Origin of the sequence: Alcanivorax xiamenensis, from assembly GCF_009846745.1 — a bacterium.
Taxonomy (GTDB): domain Bacteria; phylum Pseudomonadota; class Gammaproteobacteria; order Pseudomonadales; family Alcanivoracaceae; genus Alloalcanivorax; species Alloalcanivorax xiamenensis.
Window position 1 is genome coordinate 111,170 of record NZ_AQPF01000008.1, and the last position, 16,316, is coordinate 127,485.

Below are 16,316 nucleotides of genomic sequence, written 5' to 3' on the forward strand. Positions count from 1 at the left end.
TTCAATGAAGTCCTGGATCCGCCGCTTGCTGCCGTTCACGCAGTGGCCCCGTCCCAGCGCCCGGTCATTGCGCAAGGACGCCTTCGCCGGCATCACCGTGGGACTGGTACTGATTCCTCAAGCCATCGCCTACGCCACTTTGGCCGGCATGCCTCCGGTCACCGGGCTCTATGCCGCCCTGCTTCCCAGTATCGTGGGAATACTGTGGGGTTCCTCGGCACTGCTCGCGGTGGGCCCGGTGGCCCTCACCAGTCTGCTGACCTACGCCGCTCTGCACCCCCTGGCGGAACCGGAAAGCGGACAATGGGTAATGCTGGCCATCTGGCTGGCGCTGTACGCTGGCCTGATCCAGTTCCTGCTCGGTGCCTTCCGGCTTGGAGTGATCGCCAACTTCATATCCAACGCCGTGATAACGGGGTTCATTAACGCGGCAGCGTTGATCATTCTGCTGTCTCAACTACCTGCTCTGCTGGGCCTGCAAAGCCAGGATTTCAGCACTGCGCTGGCCAGCCTCCAACACCACCTGGCCAATGCCGACGCCACCTGGCTATGGAGCCTGGCTTTCGGCCTGGGCTCGATTATTTTGCTGTGGCTGCAAAAACGCTTCGCGCCACGGCTGCCCGGCGTTCTGGTGGTGTGTGTCGTGGGCATCGCGGTCAGCGCCCTGTTCGGCTATCAAGCGCTGGGAGGCAATGTGGTGGGGTTGATTCCCGCCGGCTTGCCCGCCCCCCAGTGGCCGCCCTCCCTCACCCTTGAACAGCACCGCGCCCTGTTGCCGGCGGCGGTGATCATCGCCCTGATCAGCTTCACCGAGGCCATGGCCAGTGCCCGCACCCTGCCCAACCCGGATGGCCGCCTGTGGAATCAGAATCAGGAACTGGTGGGACAGGGGCTGGCGAAGATCACCAGCGGCTTGAGCGGGGCCTTCCCGGTAAGCGGCTCCTTCTCCCGCAGCGCCCTGAATCTTTATGTGGGAGCCACCAGCGGCTGGTCAGCACTGTTCGCGGCCCTGTGCACCCTGGTCTGCCTGCTTTTTTTCACCAGCTACCTGCAGCATCTGCCACGCGCCGTGCTGGCGGCAATCATCATCGTACCGGTCCTCAACCTGATCCAGCCGAAGGCGTTTCTGCATCTTTTCCGTACCTCCAGGGATGACGGCGTGGTGGCGGTGGCGACCTTTATCGCCACGCTGATCGCGGTTCCGTACCTCCATTGGGGTGTCCTCACAGGCTTCTTGCTGGCGATGCTGTTCTTCCTTTATCGGCGCGCCCACCCGCGCCTGATCGAACTGGGGCTGGACCCCGCCGGTACCCTTCGAGACCGCTCCCTCAACGGCCTGCCCCCGATTGCGCCCGGGGTATTGTCGCTGCGCCTGGACGCGTCCCTGACCTACATCACCGCACCGCTCATGGACCGCTTCATCCGCGAACGTCTGCAAAAAGAAACCGATCTCCGGGTTATTCTGATTTGCGCGTCCGCGGTCAACGACATGGACGCCACCGGCGCGGACACCCTATCCCAATTGCATCAGGACCTGCAACGGCGGGGTATCCGGCTGGCCCTGTCCGGGGTGAAAAAGCAGGTCCGCGATCGTCTGGCCCACATCGGCTTGCTGCAACGGCTCGGTGACGACAATCTGTTCGTTAACAATCGCGAGGCGATCGACGCGCTGGCGGCGCCCCCCCGGGAACACGACTGACCGGGCGCTCACCGCGGCCTTCGCTCATCGCCGCGAGAGCATGCACCGCCGGCCGGCGCGGGAACCGCTTCGGACCCGGCGGCGTCCAATCTTCCATGAAGCCACAGGGAGAAGCCCCATGCGCCTGCCCATCGCCCTCCTCACGGCCGGCCTGCTGGCCATCGGCGCGGTTCATGCCGACGGCTACGACTACATCCGCGGCGACGACGTCTACGAAGAAGACTACAACTATGGCCTCAACTACGAGGGCCTGAGCAGCACCCCGCGCACCCGGTTGCAAAACGATGATTCCGGCTCTCGCGGGGAGAACCCCATGGAAAAACACAAGCTGGAAATCGAGGACATGACCGGCGCCGAAGGCCAGGGCCTGCCCCGAAACACCGCCAAGCCGTTTTCCTCACCGAAGCGCCGAGAGCAACCCAAGCTCGATCTGCCGGTGCCTGGGCGCTGACCAGGACCCGGCTCCGGTCACGTTCCCGATGTTTTCAACCTGACAAACCGGCCGCTTTTGGACAACATAGACCGGGATCATGAGAAGGGACGCCTCCGGCATCGCCGGACGGAACGGGTACGCCATGAAACGCTTTTTTCTGTCACTGCTGGGACTGGCCATCATCGCGGTGCTGGGGACACAATTGTGGTTCCTCGGCCAGGTACTGTATTTACGCGCTTACAACCCGCAGAATACCGCCTTCATGGAACGGTCCCGCCAACACGGCACGGTGCAGTATCTGTGGCGGGACTACGATCAAATCGCCACGGACCTGAAACGGGCGGTACTGGTTTCGGAGGATGCCCGCTTCGTTGAGCATATCGGCTTTGACTGGCGCGGGATCCGTCACGCCATCGAGCGCAACCGCAAGGCGGGGCGCCCGGTGGCCGGTGGCTCCACCATCACCCAGCAGCTGGCCAAGAATCTGTTCCTGAACAGCGACCGCAGCTACTGGCGCAAGGGGCAGGAAGCCCTGATCGCGCTGATGCTGGAAGCCACCATGTCCAAGCAGCGGATTCTGGAGCTGTACTTGAACACTGCCCAATGGGGCAACCGGATTTTCGGTGCCGAAGCCGCCGCCAGGCATTACTTCGGCATCAGCGCCGCGTCCCTGGGGCCGGCGCAGGCGGCGCAACTGGCGGCAATGCTGCCGCGCCCCAGCTACTATGACGTGCGTGGTGTCACCGATTACGTGCACCAACGCACCCAGTGGATACAAAATCAGCTCCCCCTGGTGGCCTTGCCAGATCCGGGCTGAACAAAACGGGGCGGATGGTATCTCACCATCACATACCCACGGGTTCGAACCCGGCGTTCGATTCGACTAGATATTCAAGACAGAATTTGGAGAGCTTCCTATGAAAGCAATCGGGCTCGTGCTGCCCCTGGTAGCGCTGTTGGCTGCCTGTGACGACAGCCCCTCTCCCGATGCCGATACCCCCGCCGCGCCACAACCGCGGACCGAGCAAGCCAGCCCGGCCCCCGAGCCGGCCGCCGAGGAACGGGACAGCATCAGCGGCGCCTGGCGCCCCACCGGCGATCAAGCGGCGCGCATTCTGGTACTGGCGGAGGACGGCGAACTGTTTCTGGTAGGCGATACCCGACATCAGGGATTGAGCTGGGAACGCCGCGACAATCAACTGGCCCTGCGCTATCTGAATGGGCAGGACAACGTCAACGAGGCCGTTCTGAGCCCGACGCTGGAGAAAGACACCCTGACCCTCGCGGGCCAGGCCGGGAAACAGGACGAAAACACCCCTTATGCTGGCGTTTACCAACGGGACGACGAAGCGGTGGAACAGGTCAGCGGCGAAATCACTTTCGCGGACGACACCAAGCTGCCCCCCCAGGCGGTACTGGCGGTGACCTTGATGGACGGCAACCGGGCACCGTTACTGCAGCGCCTGATCCATCTGCGGGAAACACCCCAACCCTTTCACCTCTACCTGGCCAGCGGACGCCTCAAGGCCGGCGCCGACTATTCGGTGAACGCCCGGGTCATCGTCGATGGCGGTGTTGTCATGACCACCGGGGACACCCCTTTGCAGCGGGACGATGAAGGGCGGCTCGCCACCGTGAACCTGACCGCCCATGACAGCGGGCCGGCACCGGTCAGCTTCGTCGGTCGTTACCTTTACCACAATGAGCAGGCCATCTTCACGCCCTGCGACAGCGACCGGCGCCTGACCGTGACCGGCGCCATGGCCGATGCCCTGGCCAAGGCTTACCAGCAAGCCGGCCTGGAACCCATGGCCCCCCTGTTCATGGAACTGGACGGGACCCTGGAAAAACGGCGCGGCCGGGAAGCCGGTACGCTGGTGGACGCCCTGGTGGTTCGCGATTATCGCAAGGTGATGGAGCCCGAGCAGTGCGAACAACCCTCCGCGCAACTGACCAACACCTACTGGAAATTGATTGACGTGGACGGCCGGGCAGCCCCGCCCCCCGCCGAAGGCCGGAACCAGGCCCACCTGATCCTCGCCGGCGATAACACGGTCAAGGGCGATACCAGCTGCAATCGCCTTACCGGCGGTTTCACCGTGGACGGCGACAACCTCACCTTCACGGAATTAACCACCACCGAACGGGCTTGCACTGGAGACACTGTCTCCGGCGCGTTCCTCACGGGCCTGGAGCAGACCCGGGGCTTCCGCATCGATGGCGAACGGCTTAGCCTCTACGATCAGGAAAACCATCTGCTGGCGGTGTTCACCGCGGAGTATCTGTAACCGGAATCCGGGAGGCTGGCCGTGCGCATCCATTACCTGACCCACGTGCCCTTCGAGAAACTGGGCGCCATCAAGCCCTGGTTGGACGCCAATGGCGCGCACATCACCGCCACCCGTCTCTATCACGGTGAAGCGTTACCGGACCCGGATGATCTGGACGCGCTGATTGTCATGGGCGGCCCCATGGGCGCCGATGACGATCAGCGCTACCCCTGGCTGGCTGACGAGAAGCGTTTTATTCGCGCCTGTATCGACCGTGGCCACAAAGTGCTTGGCATCTGCCTGGGAGCTCAACTGATTGCTCGCGCGCTCGGTGCACGGGTGCACGAAAACCCGAACAAGGAAATCGGTTTCTTTCCGGTCCAGAGCACCGAGTTGGGCCAGCAGCACCCGCTGGGCAGCCTGTTCAATGATGCCCCGGCGGTGTTTCATTGGCACGGTGATACTTTCGAGATACCCGACGGCGCTCTCCATCTGGCCCGCAGCTGGGGATGCGAACACCAGGCCTTCAGCTACGGCGACAACGTCCTGGCCCTGCAATTTCACCTGGAAATGGGCGAGGACAACGCCCGCACCCTGTGCCAGGAATGCGCCACCGATCTCAGCCCCGGCCCCTGGACCCAGAGCGTCACGGAAATCCTCAGCCTGCCGCAGATATTCACCACCAATCAGCGTTTGCTGTCGGTATTGCTGGGGCGTTTTTTGGGTATCGGCTCTGCCTGACCGATCCTGGACAGCTCGGACTCATCCCGTATTCTTAATGCCCGCCGATGGTTACAGGATCGACAGGGTTCATGGTTATGGAAAACAACGTCGAACGCACGGAAACAGCGCCTTCTTCGCCGACCTGGGACAGCCAACTGACCGAGGGACTGGCCTGGCTCAACGACCGGGCCTGGCCACTCGCCGCCGGCACCCTGTTTACGTCCGCGCTGTATCTGCATAACTACATCATTGAAGAAAAAGTACCGCTCAGCCTGACTTCGCCCACCATCATCACCGCTTTGCCCATCCTGTTCGCGGTTCAGGTCTTCATCATTGCCTTGCTGGTGGCTCTGCTGCTGCTGCCCACGGCGATACTGTTCACACCGACACATCTTGATGGTCCCAAACTGATAGAGGAGCTGGGGCTGGAGAACCTCAAGGATAAAAACCGGCAGCCGGCTCGCCGGAGGTTGCTGGGCCGTTGGCTATTGGCCTTGTCGCTGATGGCCGTTACCTGGCTGACACTCGCGGAGTTGTTCAAGGATTCCGACAGCACCATCGCGGCGCTTTTCACGCTGTTGCTCCCTATCACCCTGTTCGCTGTTGTCGCCATCAAAGGCTTGTGGCGTTTCTGGCGGTTCTCGCCTGATTTCATATTGATGGCCCTGGGCGCCGGCCTCGCGCAAATATTGCTCCTGATGATCCTTGGAACCGCGGTTATGTCCTTCCTGGCTTCAACGGAGCAACAAGACACCTGGGGCTACCCGTTGGGACTGCTGGTCATCCTGGTGTTTGGCCTATTGCAATTCATCAGTTTGGTGCTTATTGCGACGATACAGAACCAGCGCAATCCCATTGCCTGGATCACGCTGCGGGGCTTCGCGCTTGTCGTGCTGATCGGGCTGTTCCCTCCGGCCAGCGCCAAACTGGCTGGCTACACTTTGCAAACATCCGCTTCCGGCGCACGCCATTGTGCCGTGTTGCTGTGGCAAGCCCCCCCTCCGGGACTCAAGGCCATTACTCTGGATGACCGCCGCTCCCGCGACGTAAAAATCCTGTTGGAAACCGAAGGGCGCTATGTGGTCCGCCAGCATACCGGCGACCCCGGCACCAACTACTTCGTACCCAGTGATCTGGTCAACGGTATCGCCGCTTGCGTGCCGGAGCCTGAGTCGCCCGCGCAACTCTCCCCCAGTCACCCCCCAGAAACAAAATCACCGGCCCCCAACGGGGCCGGTGATCATGAGCGGACCGGCTCGGTTCGCGGTTAAGCGCTTTTTTGCGCCTCCGCCTCGGCCATGCGGCCGGCGGCGGAGAGGATCGCCTGCAGGGCGGCGGCGGTGGTGTCCGCGGCCAGCGCCACGGCACTCCGCGTATGACCACCAACCTGCACCCGGACACAGGCCATGGCATTGGCTTCGGTGTTGTCGCCCAACGAGTACTCGTCGAACGCTTCCACTTGCAACTGCCAACCGTGCCGGCGGTTGAGCGATTCCACCAGGGCACCGACAGCGCCTTCGCCGCGGCCGGAGAGCACCGTCACCGGTGAACGCTCATCGCCGATGCTGATCTGCGCCTGCACGCCCTGCTCTCCGCGATGGAGATCATAGGAACGCAGCGTCCAGCCATTCGGCACTTCCAAATAGTCACTATTAAAACGCTGATGCACCCGGCGGCTATCGATCTCGCCACCATCCTGCTCGGCATCGGTCTGCACCAGTTTCGCCATTTCCTGCTGCAACCAGCGTGGCAGACTGATGCCATAGTCCCGCTCCAGTACGTGCGTCACGCCGCCTTTGCCCGATTGGGAGTTGATCCGCACCACTTCCTCGTAGCGCCGCCCCAGATCCGCCGGGTCGATGGGCAGATACGCCACACGCCAGATGTCACCGGGTTTATACAGGCCGAGGCACTTGCGGATCGCGTCCTGGTGGCTGCCGGAGAAGGCCGTGAACACCAGATCGCCAGCGTACGGATGACGCGGGTGCGTGGGGATATCGGTGATCTCCTCCACCACCTGCACGATTTCCTTCATCCGTGAGAAATCAATCCCGGGATCGACCCCATGGGTATAGAGGTTCATACCGCAGGTCACCAGATCCATGTTGCCGGTGCGCTCGCCATTGCCCAACAGCGTCCCTTCCACCCGATCGGCCCCGGCCATCATCGACAGCTCGGCGGCCGCCACACCACAACCACGATCGTTATGAGTGTGGACACTGATCAGTACATGCTCCCGATAGCGGATGTTTTCATGCACGATCTCCACCTGATCGGCGAACACGTTCGGCGTGCTCACTTCAACCGTGGCCGGCAGGTTGATGATCACCCGCTGGCCCTGATCCGGGCGCCAAACCTCATTCACGGCATCAATCACCTCGACGGCGAAATCGGTCTCCGTGGCGCTGAAGGTCTCCGGCGAATACTCAAAACTCCAATGGGTCTCCGGCTGCTCCGCCGCCATGTCACGCACCCAGGTGGCGGCCTGCACGGCGATGGCCTTGCAACCTTCCTTGTCCACATTGAACACCTGCTCGCGGAACGTCGGCGAGGTGGCATTGTAAATATGAACAATGGCGTTCTTGGCCCCACGTACCGCTTCAAAGGTGCGCTCGATCAGTTCGTGCCGTGACTGGGTGAGCACCTGGATATGGACATCGTCCGGCACCAGGTCTTCCTCGATCAGGGCACGGCAAAAATCGAAATCGATCTGGCTGCCGGAGGGGAAACCCACCTCAATTTCCTTGAACCCCACTTCCACCAAAAGCTTGAAGAAACGCTTTTTCTGCGCCACCGACATAGGCTTGATCAGCGCCTGGTTACCATCCCGCAGATCCACCGCGGCCCATAGCGGCGCTTTCTCGATGCGGCGGCCCGGCCACTTGCGATCCGGTTTGTCGACGGTAACGAAAGGACTGTATTTGCGATGATCGAAACTCATGGGGTGACTCCAATTGATACCCTGGTAAGGGAAACCCTGTCTTTTTTGGATTCCGGGGCCCGCCAGGCAGGCCCTCGATCGTTCTCCGGGATCACCGGTCAACGCGGGTCCGGGTACGACCGCCGCCGGGTAGGGCGGGGCCGCTTCCGGTGTCGCCCGGACTTGTGACCCGTGACGACAAGAGACAGTTTACGGAGACAACAGGGCAATGTGCTTGCTTTTTTCTCCCATTTTCCGAATATTTGGCAATATTATCTCGTGAAAACCGAAAAATACAAAAGGAAACACCACGCCCATGGAAAAACCGGCAAATCTGGATCGCACCGACGTCCGCATCCTGCGCGCTCTCCAGGACGACGGCGGCCTTACCAATCAACAACTGGCGGAGCGGGTCGGCTTGTCTCCCTCACCCTGCTCACGGCGGGTACAAAAGCTGGAAGCGGCGGGCATCATCCTGCGGCGGGAAACGGTGCTGGATCCCCGTAAGCTGGGTCTGGACCTCACCGTCATGATTCAGGTCAGCATGGACCGCCACATCCCCGAGCGGTTCGCCAATTTCGAGGCCACCGTGTCGCGGTACCCGGAAGTGCAACAGTGCTATCTGGTCACCGGCCAGGAAGCGGACTACCTGCTCAAGGTAGTGGTGCCGGACATCGACCACTACCAGAACTTTCTGCTCAACAAGGTGACCCGCATCGAGGGCGTCAGCGGCGTGCACTCCAGCTTCGTGATGCGGCGGGTGATCGACACCAGTGCCCTGCCTCTGGACTATCTGTAGTGAAAAGGGAACCCGGACGCGCGGACCACCGCGCGTCCTCACACGGCCCGGCGACAGCCGTTCAGGAGATACCGTGTTCGCGGGTCTCCCACCAGGGCCGGCGCAATTCGGTCTTGAGAATCTTGCCGGCGCCGGACATCGGCAGCGGCTGGTCGCGCACCTCCACGCTGCGGGGACATTTGTAGCCAGCGATACGGGCCTTGCAAAAAGCGATGAGCTCGTCACCGCCAATGGCTTCTCCAGGCTTTGGCAGAACCACCGCGTGAACCGCCTCCCCCCAATGATCGTCCGGAATACCGATGACCGCGCATTGCGCCACCGCCGGATGCTCGGCGATGGTATTTTCCACCTCGACGGAATAGACGTTCTCCCCACCGGAGATAATCATGTCTTTGACGCGGTCAACCACGAACAGATAGCCGTCGGCGTCCAGATAACCGCCATCACCGGTATGCATCCAACCGTCGACGATCGCTTTGCCGGTTTCCTCGGGACGGTTCCAATACCCCTGCATCAGATTATCACCACGCGCCACGATCTCCCCGACCTGACCGGGCGGCAGCTGGTTATTGTCGTCACCAACAATACGCACCTCGACCCCCAGCGTGGCTCGTCCGGCGGATTTGTGAAGTCCTCGCTCACGCGCCTCTCCCAGATGGTTCTCAGGCGGGTTGAGGGTGGCGATCGGCGACAGCTCCGTCATACCGTAAAGTTGCACGAAACCGGCATCCGGGAGCCGTGCCAAAGCCCGGTCAAGCACCGCCTCGCTGATCGGTGAGGCGCCATACAGAACACGGCGAACCGACGACAAATCCGCGGACACCACGGCCTCACTGTCGACCAGCATCTGGATCATGGTGGGCACCAGCAACATATCCGTGACACCGTGACGTTCCACCGCCGCGGTCAAGGCTTCCGGGCTGAACGCCTGGATAATGACGTTGGTACCGCCACACAACAGCTGCGAATACATCGCCGCGCCGTTGGCGAGATGAAACATCGGCGCCGCGTGAAGATACACACTGCCTCTGGGAAACAGGCCTTCCGCCAGCGCGTTGAAGGCATTGGCGACCAGATTGCCGTGACTGAGCATCACTCCTTTCGAGCGGCCCGTGGTGCCACCGGTATAAAAGATACCGGCGAGATCATTCTGATCGCACATCACGTCCGCCACCGGGGCGGCCTCATTCAGCAGTGTCTCGTAATCAAGCGAACCCGTTGGCGACGCGCCATCATCAGCCCACACCACGGTGGTTGCCATACCGTCGTCGGCCAGTTCCCGTGCCGAGGACTCGAAAGCCGCATCGACAAACAACAGGCGGGCACCACAGTCTTCCAAAGCCAGCGCGTTCTCCCTTGTGCTCCAGCGAATGTTCAGTGGCACGATGACCGCACCGGACCAGGCGCAAGCCAGATACAATTCAAGATAGCGGGCGCTATTGAGCATCAACACCGCAACCCGGTCTCCCGGCTTCACGCCATATTCGCCAAGCGCTCCTGCCAACCGGGCAACGCGGTCACCCACCTCTGCCCAGGTGCGTGTGAGGTCACCTTCAATGATGGCGGTTCCGTTTCGGTTAATCTGCTGCGCGCGGCGCAGGCCCTGAGTTATGTTCATTCCTTTCACTCCTGTTGAACCGTCTGCGGTTAGCTTGAACCGCCTGCGGTAAGCTTTGTTATTCTCGGTGAACTGCTCTCGTGAACGGCCCTGTCCCGCCAATGCCCTGGAATCAGGTTTCCTCCACGGCCAGACTCCCGGTCAACTGCATGGCGTAGGTATCACCGATCTCCCGGGCGGTCATTTCACCATCCGCCCGATACCAATGCCCGACCCAGTTAATCGCCCCGGTAATGGCGAATACCGTCAAGCGCACATCACAAGGTTTGATCGAGCCGTCTTCCATCCCGCTGGTGAGAAAATCACGGAAATAACGGTCAATCAGACGTTTGCCTTCACGTACCTGATCGCGAGCCAGAGCGGAAAGTACGTGGTCGTCGACCCTTACCAGGCATTGACCAAAATCGAGTGTCATCACTTCGCAATAGTGACGAATCAAGGCACGCAAGCGGACCAGACCGGTATCCGGCTTCGCCAGGATACGTTCGATACCGGCCATCGCCTTTTCCTGCCCCAGCCGATAACACTCAACGAGAATCTCTTCCTTGCTGCGGAAATAGTTATAAAGAGCCGGCTTGGTAATATTGAGACGTTCCGCCACTTCGTTAAGCGACGTGCGATCGTAGCCCTGCTCCAAAAACAAACTCACCGCCACTCGCAATACCGCTCCACGCTTGACGTCTCTCTCACGGCGCCGAGCCTCGAATGGCTTCCAAGGGGAAGCGGCCAGTTTCATTTCCGCCGCGTCGGCCCGCTTATCCGCGTCACCTGACATAGTTGCTCCTGGACATAGTTGCTCCTGGTTCGATTGCTCACACCTGACACGCCCTCACACCGGCTCATCGGTCTCCGAACTCTCTTGACGCCGGTTTTGCGCTGCGCCATTCTTCGATAAGTTACCGACCGGTAATACAAAGACTGACCAATCAGAAAAACATTGTAAAGCCAATTTTCACGGGAGAAGGCCATGGGCGAATCAGTCAGAGTGGCGGGGGTCGGCATGATCCCCTTCGTCAAACCCGGCACCAGCGATAGCTACGACAAGATGGGCGAAACGGCGATTCGCCTCGCACTCGCTGATGCCGGCCTCGAGTACCGGGACATCCAACAGGCCTACGTCGGCTATGTGTACGGGGATTCCACCAGCGGACAGGCCGCGCTTTATCGAGCCGGCATGACCGGCATTCCGGTGCTTAACGTCAACAACAACTGCTCAACGGGATCCAGCGCGCTGTTTCTGGCCCGTCAGGCAGTGGCTTCCGGCATGGTCGACTGTGCCATTGCGCTGGGCTTCGAACAGATGGAGCCCGGTGCTTTGGGGGATGTATGGTCCGACCGCCCCAGCCCGCTCAGCCGTTTCGTCGAGGCCGCCGATGAAAACGGAGACACATCCGGCATTCCCATGGCCATCAAGCTGTTCGGCGGTGCCGGACGTGAATACCAGCAACGCCACGGCGCCAGCGATGAAGCTTTTGCCTTGATCTCTGTTAAAGCGCGGCGCCACGCGGAACATAACGACAAAGCCATTTTCCGCGAATCCATCACCACCGAGGAAGTACTGGCGTCCGCCCCAATGTACGGGCCTCTCACACGCCTGCAATGTTGCCCGCCCACCTGCGGTGCCGCCGCCGCTATCCTGGTTTCGGAAGGTTTCGCCCGACGCTTGGGGATTCAGGCCGACGTTGCTATCCGCGCCCAGGCGATGACGACGGACTTCCCATCCACCTTTTCGGAACAAAACCTAATGAAAGTGGTTGGCGCCGACCTTACCGCGGCCGCCGCGCAAAGCGTCTACGAAGAAGCGGGGCTCGGCCCCGAGGCGGTGGACGTGGTGGAACTGCACGACTGCTTCACCGCCAACGAAATCATCACCTATGAAGGGCTCGGGCTGACCCCGGAAGGGACCGCCGAACGTTTCATCATGGATGGCGATAACACCTATGGCGGTAAAGTCGTCACCAACCCCTCCGGCGGGCTGCTTTCCAAGGGCCACCCCCTTGGCGCCACCGGGCTCGCACAGTGCGCCGAAATCGTCTGGCAGCTCAGGGGCCAATGCGGCCCGCGCCAGGTGGATAGCGCCCGCATCGGATTGCAGCACAACCTGGGTCTTGGTGGTGCTTGCGTCGTGACACTTTACGAGAGGGCCTGATCATGACATCAGAGACATTCTCGATCGATCCGCAATCCGCTGTCGGCCATGTCTTCCCTTCTCAACGCGCCTTCGTCGAGCCACGGCGCCTTAAATTCTTTCTCGAGACCATCGGCGAAACGAATCCGGTGTATCACGATACCCGGGCGGCTCGCGAAGCAGGCTATCGCGATATTCCGATTCCGCCGACCTATCTGTTCTGCCTGCAATCCCTCGACAACCCGGGCCCGCCAGCGGTGCTGGAACTGCTGGGAGTGGATATCGGCCGTATTCTTCACGGCGAACAGAAGTTTGCCTTCCATCACCCCGCCTGTGTTGGCGACGAGCTTGTTTTCACCACCCGCATCAGAGACATCTCCAATAAAAAGGGCGGGGCGCTCACCATGATCGCCCAGGCCATTCGCGTCGATAACGGCCATGACCAGCACGTCGCGGATATCGTCAGCACTATCGTGGTTCGAAACCCGCCCCATACCGCCGGAGCAACGCAATGAATCACTGTCCCGCCGGTCCGACGTCCTTGACGGTCGGAGAGATTCCGGTAAACCGCCATTTCGATCCCATCACGCGTCATGAGCTGGCGCTTTATTGTGGTGCTTCCGGCGATCACAACCCGATCCATGTCGATATCGATTTCGCCCGATCTTCTGGCTTTCCCGATGTTTTCGCTCACGGCATGTTCATCATGGCGCGTTTGGGCGTGGCGCTGAACGAGGTGTTTCCGCCCTCATCGGTGCGGGAGTTCGGCGTACGCTTTACCGCCATCACACAGGTCGGAGCCGGGATCACCTGCCAGGGCCGTGTCACGGCTATAGAAATCGTAGACGGTGAGCAGCGCGCCCGCCTGGAAATGACCGCCCGCGACCAGGATGGCGACATAAAACTCAAGGGCGAAGCGGTCGTCGCATTCGACCCGCAAGGAGAACAAGAATGACGGACAATAACGAAACTCTGGTGATCCACCCCCACGGCAAACTGAAAAAAAAGGTCGCCTTGATTACCGGTTCCGGACGCGGCATTGGCCGTGCCATCGCCCTCAAACTGGCTTCCGAAGGGGCCCGGGTGGTGGTCAATGATCTTGATCCCGACACCGGAGACGCGGTCGCCGCGGAGATTGCCGAAGCCGGCGGTGACGCCATTGCCATCAATGGCAGTGTGACCGAGGAAGCGTTCCCGGAGCGGTTCGTACAAGGTGCTCTGGAGGCGTTCGGCGGCATCGATATTATCGTCAACAACGCCGGTTATACCTGGGACGCCACCATCGGCAAGATGACCGACGACATGTTCCAGGCGATGCTGGATGTGCACTTGGTTGCCCCTTTTCGCATCCTGCGTGCCGCTTCGGAACCGATCCGAATCATGGCGAAAAAGGAAGCCTCGGAAGGTCACGAGGTCTTTCGCAAGGTCGTGAACATCTCATCCATTGCCGGGCTATACGGCAACGCCGGCCAAGCCAGTTACTCCTCGGGCAAAGCCTCTTTATTGGGTCTGACTCGTACCCTGTGCAAGGAATGGGGCCGTTATAAGGTCAACGTCAACGCGGTCGCCTTCGGGTTGATTGAAACACGTCTCACCCAAGCTATCGAGGAAGAGCAAAAAACCATCGAAGTGGAAGGCAGAGCCATCAAAGTGGGCGTTCAGCCATCGTTACTGGACACCATGGCCAGGACCATTCCTCTCGGACGAGCTGGCCACCCGCAGGAAGCCGCCGATGCCGTCTATCTGTTCTGCGCACCGGAGTCCAATTACATCAGCGGCCAGATGCTGGTATGCGGCGGCGGTCTGCTCATGTGAATGGAGACGACCATTCCTTCTACACCGGAGAGAAAACCATGCCAACCGTGCTGCGTGAAGACCGCGATGGCGTCGCCATCATCACATTGAACCGGCCCGCCGAATACAATGCACTTGACGACACGCTGATGCGGGAGCTGGACACCGTTACCGCCGCGGTGAGCGCGGACGCGGACATCCGCGCCATCCTGATAACCGCAGCGGGCAAGGGTTTCTGCTCCGGCGCGCAGTTGGGGGGAGGCCTGTTCAAATCAGGCGCCGATATCGGTGCCCGTATGCGCCGACATCTGCACCCTACTCTGGAAAGGCTGCGCGCTGGCCGCATTCCTGTGGTAACGGCGGTCAATGGCGCGGCGGCAGGCGCCGGTGTTGGCCTTGCACTGGCCGGCGATATTGTCCTCGCCGCGCGCTCCGCCCGCTTTATTCTCAGTTTCGCCCGCCTCGGCGCGGCTCTGGACGCGGGAACCTCGTTGTTCGTGCAACGCGCCATCGGCGTGCCGCGTGCGCGAGCTTTGGCGTTACTGGCGGAACCACTCAACGCGCAGCAGGCCGCGGATTGGGGACTGATCTGGCGCTGTGTCGACGACGACCAGCTTGGCGACGAGGCGCTGCACGTGGCCCGTCAAATAGCCGTGGGGCCCTCTCTCGGCCTGGGAATGATAAAAGCCCAAATCAACCATTCCTGGAGCGCTTCGCTTACCGAGACCCTGGATCATGAAGCCGACATGCAGTCCCTGGCCTTCACCACCGAGGATCTCAAGGAAGGAGCCCAGGCATTCGTTGAAAAACGGCAAGCAGTGTTTCGGGGCCGTTGAGGGCGGGTCTCGGGTTATCCATGAAGCGTGCTCACACCCTCCCCAGGGAGTAGCATGGAAGCACGCCACGCGGGAGGGCCCATGAAGCTGATCACCGTGACCGATATGCAAGCGCTGATCCGGCGCGTCGGCCTGGAACCTTTCCTGGCGCTGGCGGTGGACGCCATTGAAGACTACCTGCGCCGCTGGCCGGAATTGCGGCTCTCCCCCCGCCACGCCTTCCATTACCCTTTCGGCGTTACCGAACTGATGCCTTGCGCCGATGACCGGCTCTATGGCGTCAAATACGTGAACGGCCACCCGGGCAACCCGGCGCGGGGCAAGCTCAGTGTCACCGCCATCGGCCTGCTGGCCGACGTACCCAGCGGCTACCCACTGATGGTCAGTGAGATGACCTTGCTGACGGCGGTGCGCACCGCCGCCGTGGCGGCCCTGGCCGCCGGCCTGCTGGCACGGCTGGAAAGCCAGCGGGTGGCGCTGATCGGTTGTGGCGCCCAGGCGGAATTTCAGGTGCTGGCTCTGGCCAGCCGCCTGCCGGTGACCGAGGTGAGCTACTTCGACATCGACGCCACTGCCATGGACAAATTCGCCGGTCATCTCGGCCACCGTTTTCACCTGCGGCGAGGACAAGACATCGCCGATACGCTCCGTGAGGCCGATGTCTGGATTACGCTCACCGCCGCCAAACAACACCAGTCCCTGATCGACGAAGCGCTGCTGCGTCCCGGCGTCCACATCAACGCCATGGGCGGCGACTGCCCGGGTAAAACGGAACTGTCGCCAGAGGTGATACGCCGTTGCAAAACCGTGGTGGAGTACCGGCCGCAAAGCGAACAGGAAGGCGAGATCCAGCAAACCGGGGCCGCCAGCGTCCACTCCGAACTATGGGAAATCCTCACCAATCAGCGCTCCGGCCGTGACAACGACGATGACATCACCCTGTTCGATGCCGTGGGCATCGCCGTGGAGGACCTGGCGGTGCTGGACCTGGTGGCACGGTTGGCGGAGCGATACGACATCGGTAGCGAGGTGACCCTGGTACCGGATCTGGCCGATCCGAAGGACTTGTTTTCATTGGTGGCGGGCAATTGACGAG

16 protein-coding genes are annotated in these 16,316 nt (G+C 61.3%); 13 read left to right on the forward strand and 3 right to left on the reverse strand.

The genetic code is table 11. From position 1 onward, the window contains the following. Positions 1-4: 4 nt before the first annotated feature. The 6 genes from A6D6_RS07810 (at position 5) to A6D6_RS07835 (ending at position 6,396) form a co-directional block, all read left to right on the forward strand. Positions 5-1,699 carry a SulP family inorganic anion transporter gene (locus A6D6_RS07810; RefSeq protein WP_159660406.1) on the forward strand — a complete coding sequence of 565 codons (1,695 nt, stop codon included), beginning with the start codon at positions 5-7 and terminating at the stop codon, positions 1,697-1,699. 118 nt (positions 1,700-1,817) lie between these two features. Next, positions 1,818-2,150: a hypothetical protein gene (locus A6D6_RS07815; RefSeq protein ID WP_133490156.1), complete on the forward strand. Its 333-nt coding sequence runs from the start codon at positions 1,818-1,820 to the stop codon at positions 2,148-2,150. 124 nt (positions 2,151-2,274) lie between these two features. Then, positions 2,275-2,949: a monofunctional biosynthetic peptidoglycan transglycosylase gene (gene mtgA / locus A6D6_RS07820; RefSeq protein WP_133490155.1), complete on the forward strand. Its 675-nt coding sequence runs from the start codon at positions 2,275-2,277 to the stop codon at positions 2,947-2,949. Between the two features lie 100 nt (positions 2,950-3,049). Continuing rightward, a complete protein-coding gene (locus A6D6_RS07825) occupies positions 3,050-4,420 on the forward strand; it encodes an META domain-containing protein (protein ID WP_159660407.1) in 1,371 nt (456 codons plus the stop codon). A gap of 21 nt (positions 4,421-4,441) precedes the next feature. Next, entirely contained in the window at positions 4,442-5,143 is a 702-nt protein-coding gene (locus A6D6_RS07830; RefSeq protein ID WP_133490153.1) for a type 1 glutamine amidotransferase, read from the forward strand. Positions 5,144-5,220: 77 nt separating this feature from the next. Further along, positions 5,221-6,396, forward strand: a complete 1,176-nt coding sequence (locus A6D6_RS07835) for a hypothetical protein (RefSeq protein WP_133490152.1) — start codon at positions 5,221-5,223, stop codon at positions 6,394-6,396. Here the strand turns inward: A6D6_RS07835 and A6D6_RS07840 are convergent. After that, on the reverse strand, positions 6,393-8,066 hold the full coding sequence (locus A6D6_RS07840; protein ID WP_159660408.1) for a 2-isopropylmalate synthase: 1,674 nt from the start codon (positions 8,064-8,066) through the stop codon (positions 6,393-6,395). The two genes, A6D6_RS07835 and A6D6_RS07840, sit on opposite strands and share 4 nt — an antisense overlap. 295 nt (positions 8,067-8,361) lie before the next feature. Here A6D6_RS07840 and A6D6_RS07845 point away from each other — a divergent pair, with 295 nt between their 5' ends. Continuing rightward, a complete protein-coding gene (locus A6D6_RS07845; protein ID WP_133490150.1) occupies positions 8,362-8,844 on the forward strand; it encodes an Lrp/AsnC family transcriptional regulator in 483 nt (160 codons plus the stop codon). Positions 8,845-8,905: 61 nt separating this feature from the next. On the opposite strand, the gene A6D6_RS07850 is transcribed toward A6D6_RS07845, so the two are convergent. Together A6D6_RS07850 and A6D6_RS07855 are read right to left on the reverse strand one after the other, a co-directional pair. After that, the gene (locus A6D6_RS07850) at positions 8,906-10,462 is read right to left on the reverse strand and encodes a long-chain-fatty-acid--CoA ligase (protein ID WP_133490149.1); all 1,557 of its coding nucleotides are present in this window, start codon (positions 10,460-10,462) and stop codon (positions 8,906-8,908) included. A gap of 112 nt (positions 10,463-10,574) precedes the next feature. Beyond that, positions 10,575-11,237 carry a TetR/AcrR family transcriptional regulator gene (locus A6D6_RS07855; RefSeq protein ID WP_133490148.1) on the reverse strand — a complete coding sequence of 221 codons (663 nt, stop codon included), beginning with the start codon at positions 11,235-11,237 and terminating at the stop codon, positions 10,575-10,577. Between the two features lie 192 nt (positions 11,238-11,429). Between A6D6_RS07855 and A6D6_RS07860 the strand changes: the two genes are divergently transcribed. The 6 genes from A6D6_RS07860 (at position 11,430) to ocd (ending at position 16,312) form a co-directional block, all read left to right on the forward strand. Further along, positions 11,430-12,611, forward strand: coding sequence for a lipid-transfer protein (locus tag A6D6_RS07860; RefSeq protein WP_159660409.1), 1,182 nt, complete (start codon positions 11,430-11,432; stop codon positions 12,609-12,611). Positions 12,612-12,613: 2 nt separating this feature from the next. Beyond that, a complete protein-coding gene (locus A6D6_RS07865; protein WP_133490146.1) occupies positions 12,614-13,105 on the forward strand; it encodes a MaoC family dehydratase N-terminal domain-containing protein in 492 nt (163 codons plus the stop codon). Further along, positions 13,102-13,545: a MaoC/PaaZ C-terminal domain-containing protein gene (locus A6D6_RS07870; protein WP_133490145.1), complete on the forward strand. Its 444-nt coding sequence runs from the start codon at positions 13,102-13,104 to the stop codon at positions 13,543-13,545. Before A6D6_RS07865 ends, A6D6_RS07870 begins: the two co-directional genes overlap by 4 nt. Next, complete coding sequence (locus tag A6D6_RS07875) at positions 13,542-14,405, forward strand: SDR family NAD(P)-dependent oxidoreductase (protein WP_133490144.1); 864 nt, start codon at positions 13,542-13,544, stop codon at positions 14,403-14,405. Before A6D6_RS07870 ends, A6D6_RS07875 begins: the two co-directional genes overlap by 4 nt. Before the next feature lie 38 nt (positions 14,406-14,443). Next, on the forward strand, positions 14,444-15,220 hold the full coding sequence (locus A6D6_RS07880) for an enoyl-CoA hydratase-related protein (RefSeq protein WP_133490143.1): 777 nt from the start codon (positions 14,444-14,446) through the stop codon (positions 15,218-15,220). Between the two features lie 81 nt (positions 15,221-15,301). Continuing rightward, positions 15,302-16,312: an ornithine cyclodeaminase gene (gene ocd, locus A6D6_RS07885; RefSeq protein ID WP_159660410.1), complete on the forward strand. Its 1,011-nt coding sequence runs from the start codon at positions 15,302-15,304 to the stop codon at positions 16,310-16,312. The last annotated feature ends 4 nt before the right edge of the window (positions 16,313-16,316 follow it).

Excerpts from the sequence above, each read along its gene's own strand:
- A6D6_RS07825 (WP_159660407.1), top strand. The coding sequence starts at position 3,050 with ATGAAAGCAATCGGGCTCGTGCTGCCCCTGGTAGCGCTGTTGGCTGCC.
- A6D6_RS07810 (WP_159660406.1), top strand. The coding sequence starts at position 5 with ATGAAGTCCTGGATCCGCCGCTTGCTGCCGTTCACGCAGTGGCCCCGT.
- A6D6_RS07860 (WP_159660409.1), top strand. The coding sequence starts at position 11,430 with ATGGGCGAATCAGTCAGAGTGGCGGGGGTCGGCATGATCCCCTTCGTC.
- A6D6_RS07880 (WP_133490143.1), top strand. The coding sequence starts at position 14,444 with ATGCCAACCGTGCTGCGTGAAGACCGCGATGGCGTCGCCATCATCACA.
- A6D6_RS07855 (WP_133490148.1), bottom strand. The coding sequence starts at position 11,237 with ATGTCAGGTGACGCGGATAAGCGGGCCGACGCGGCGGAAATGAAACTG.
- A6D6_RS07850 (WP_133490149.1), bottom strand. The coding sequence starts at position 10,462 with ATGAACATAACTCAGGGCCTGCGCCGCGCGCAGCAGATTAACCGAAAC.
- A6D6_RS07840 (WP_159660408.1), bottom strand. The coding sequence starts at position 8,066 with ATGAGTTTCGATCATCGCAAATACAGTCCTTTCGTTACCGTCGACAAA.
- mtgA (WP_133490155.1), top strand. The coding sequence starts at position 2,275 with ATGAAACGCTTTTTTCTGTCACTGCTGGGACTGGCCATCATCGCGGTG.
- ocd (WP_159660410.1), top strand. The coding sequence starts at position 15,302 with ATGAAGCTGATCACCGTGACCGATATGCAAGCGCTGATCCGGCGCGTC.
- A6D6_RS07865 (WP_133490146.1), top strand. The coding sequence starts at position 12,614 with ATGACATCAGAGACATTCTCGATCGATCCGCAATCCGCTGTCGGCCAT.
- A6D6_RS07845 (WP_133490150.1), top strand. The coding sequence starts at position 8,362 with ATGGAAAAACCGGCAAATCTGGATCGCACCGACGTCCGCATCCTGCGC.
- A6D6_RS07815 (WP_133490156.1), top strand. The coding sequence starts at position 1,818 with ATGCGCCTGCCCATCGCCCTCCTCACGGCCGGCCTGCTGGCCATCGGC.
- A6D6_RS07835 (WP_133490152.1), top strand. The coding sequence starts at position 5,221 with ATGGAAAACAACGTCGAACGCACGGAAACAGCGCCTTCTTCGCCGACC.
- A6D6_RS07875 (WP_133490144.1), top strand. The coding sequence starts at position 13,542 with ATGACGGACAATAACGAAACTCTGGTGATCCACCCCCACGGCAAACTG.
- A6D6_RS07870 (WP_133490145.1), top strand. The coding sequence starts at position 13,102 with ATGAATCACTGTCCCGCCGGTCCGACGTCCTTGACGGTCGGAGAGATT.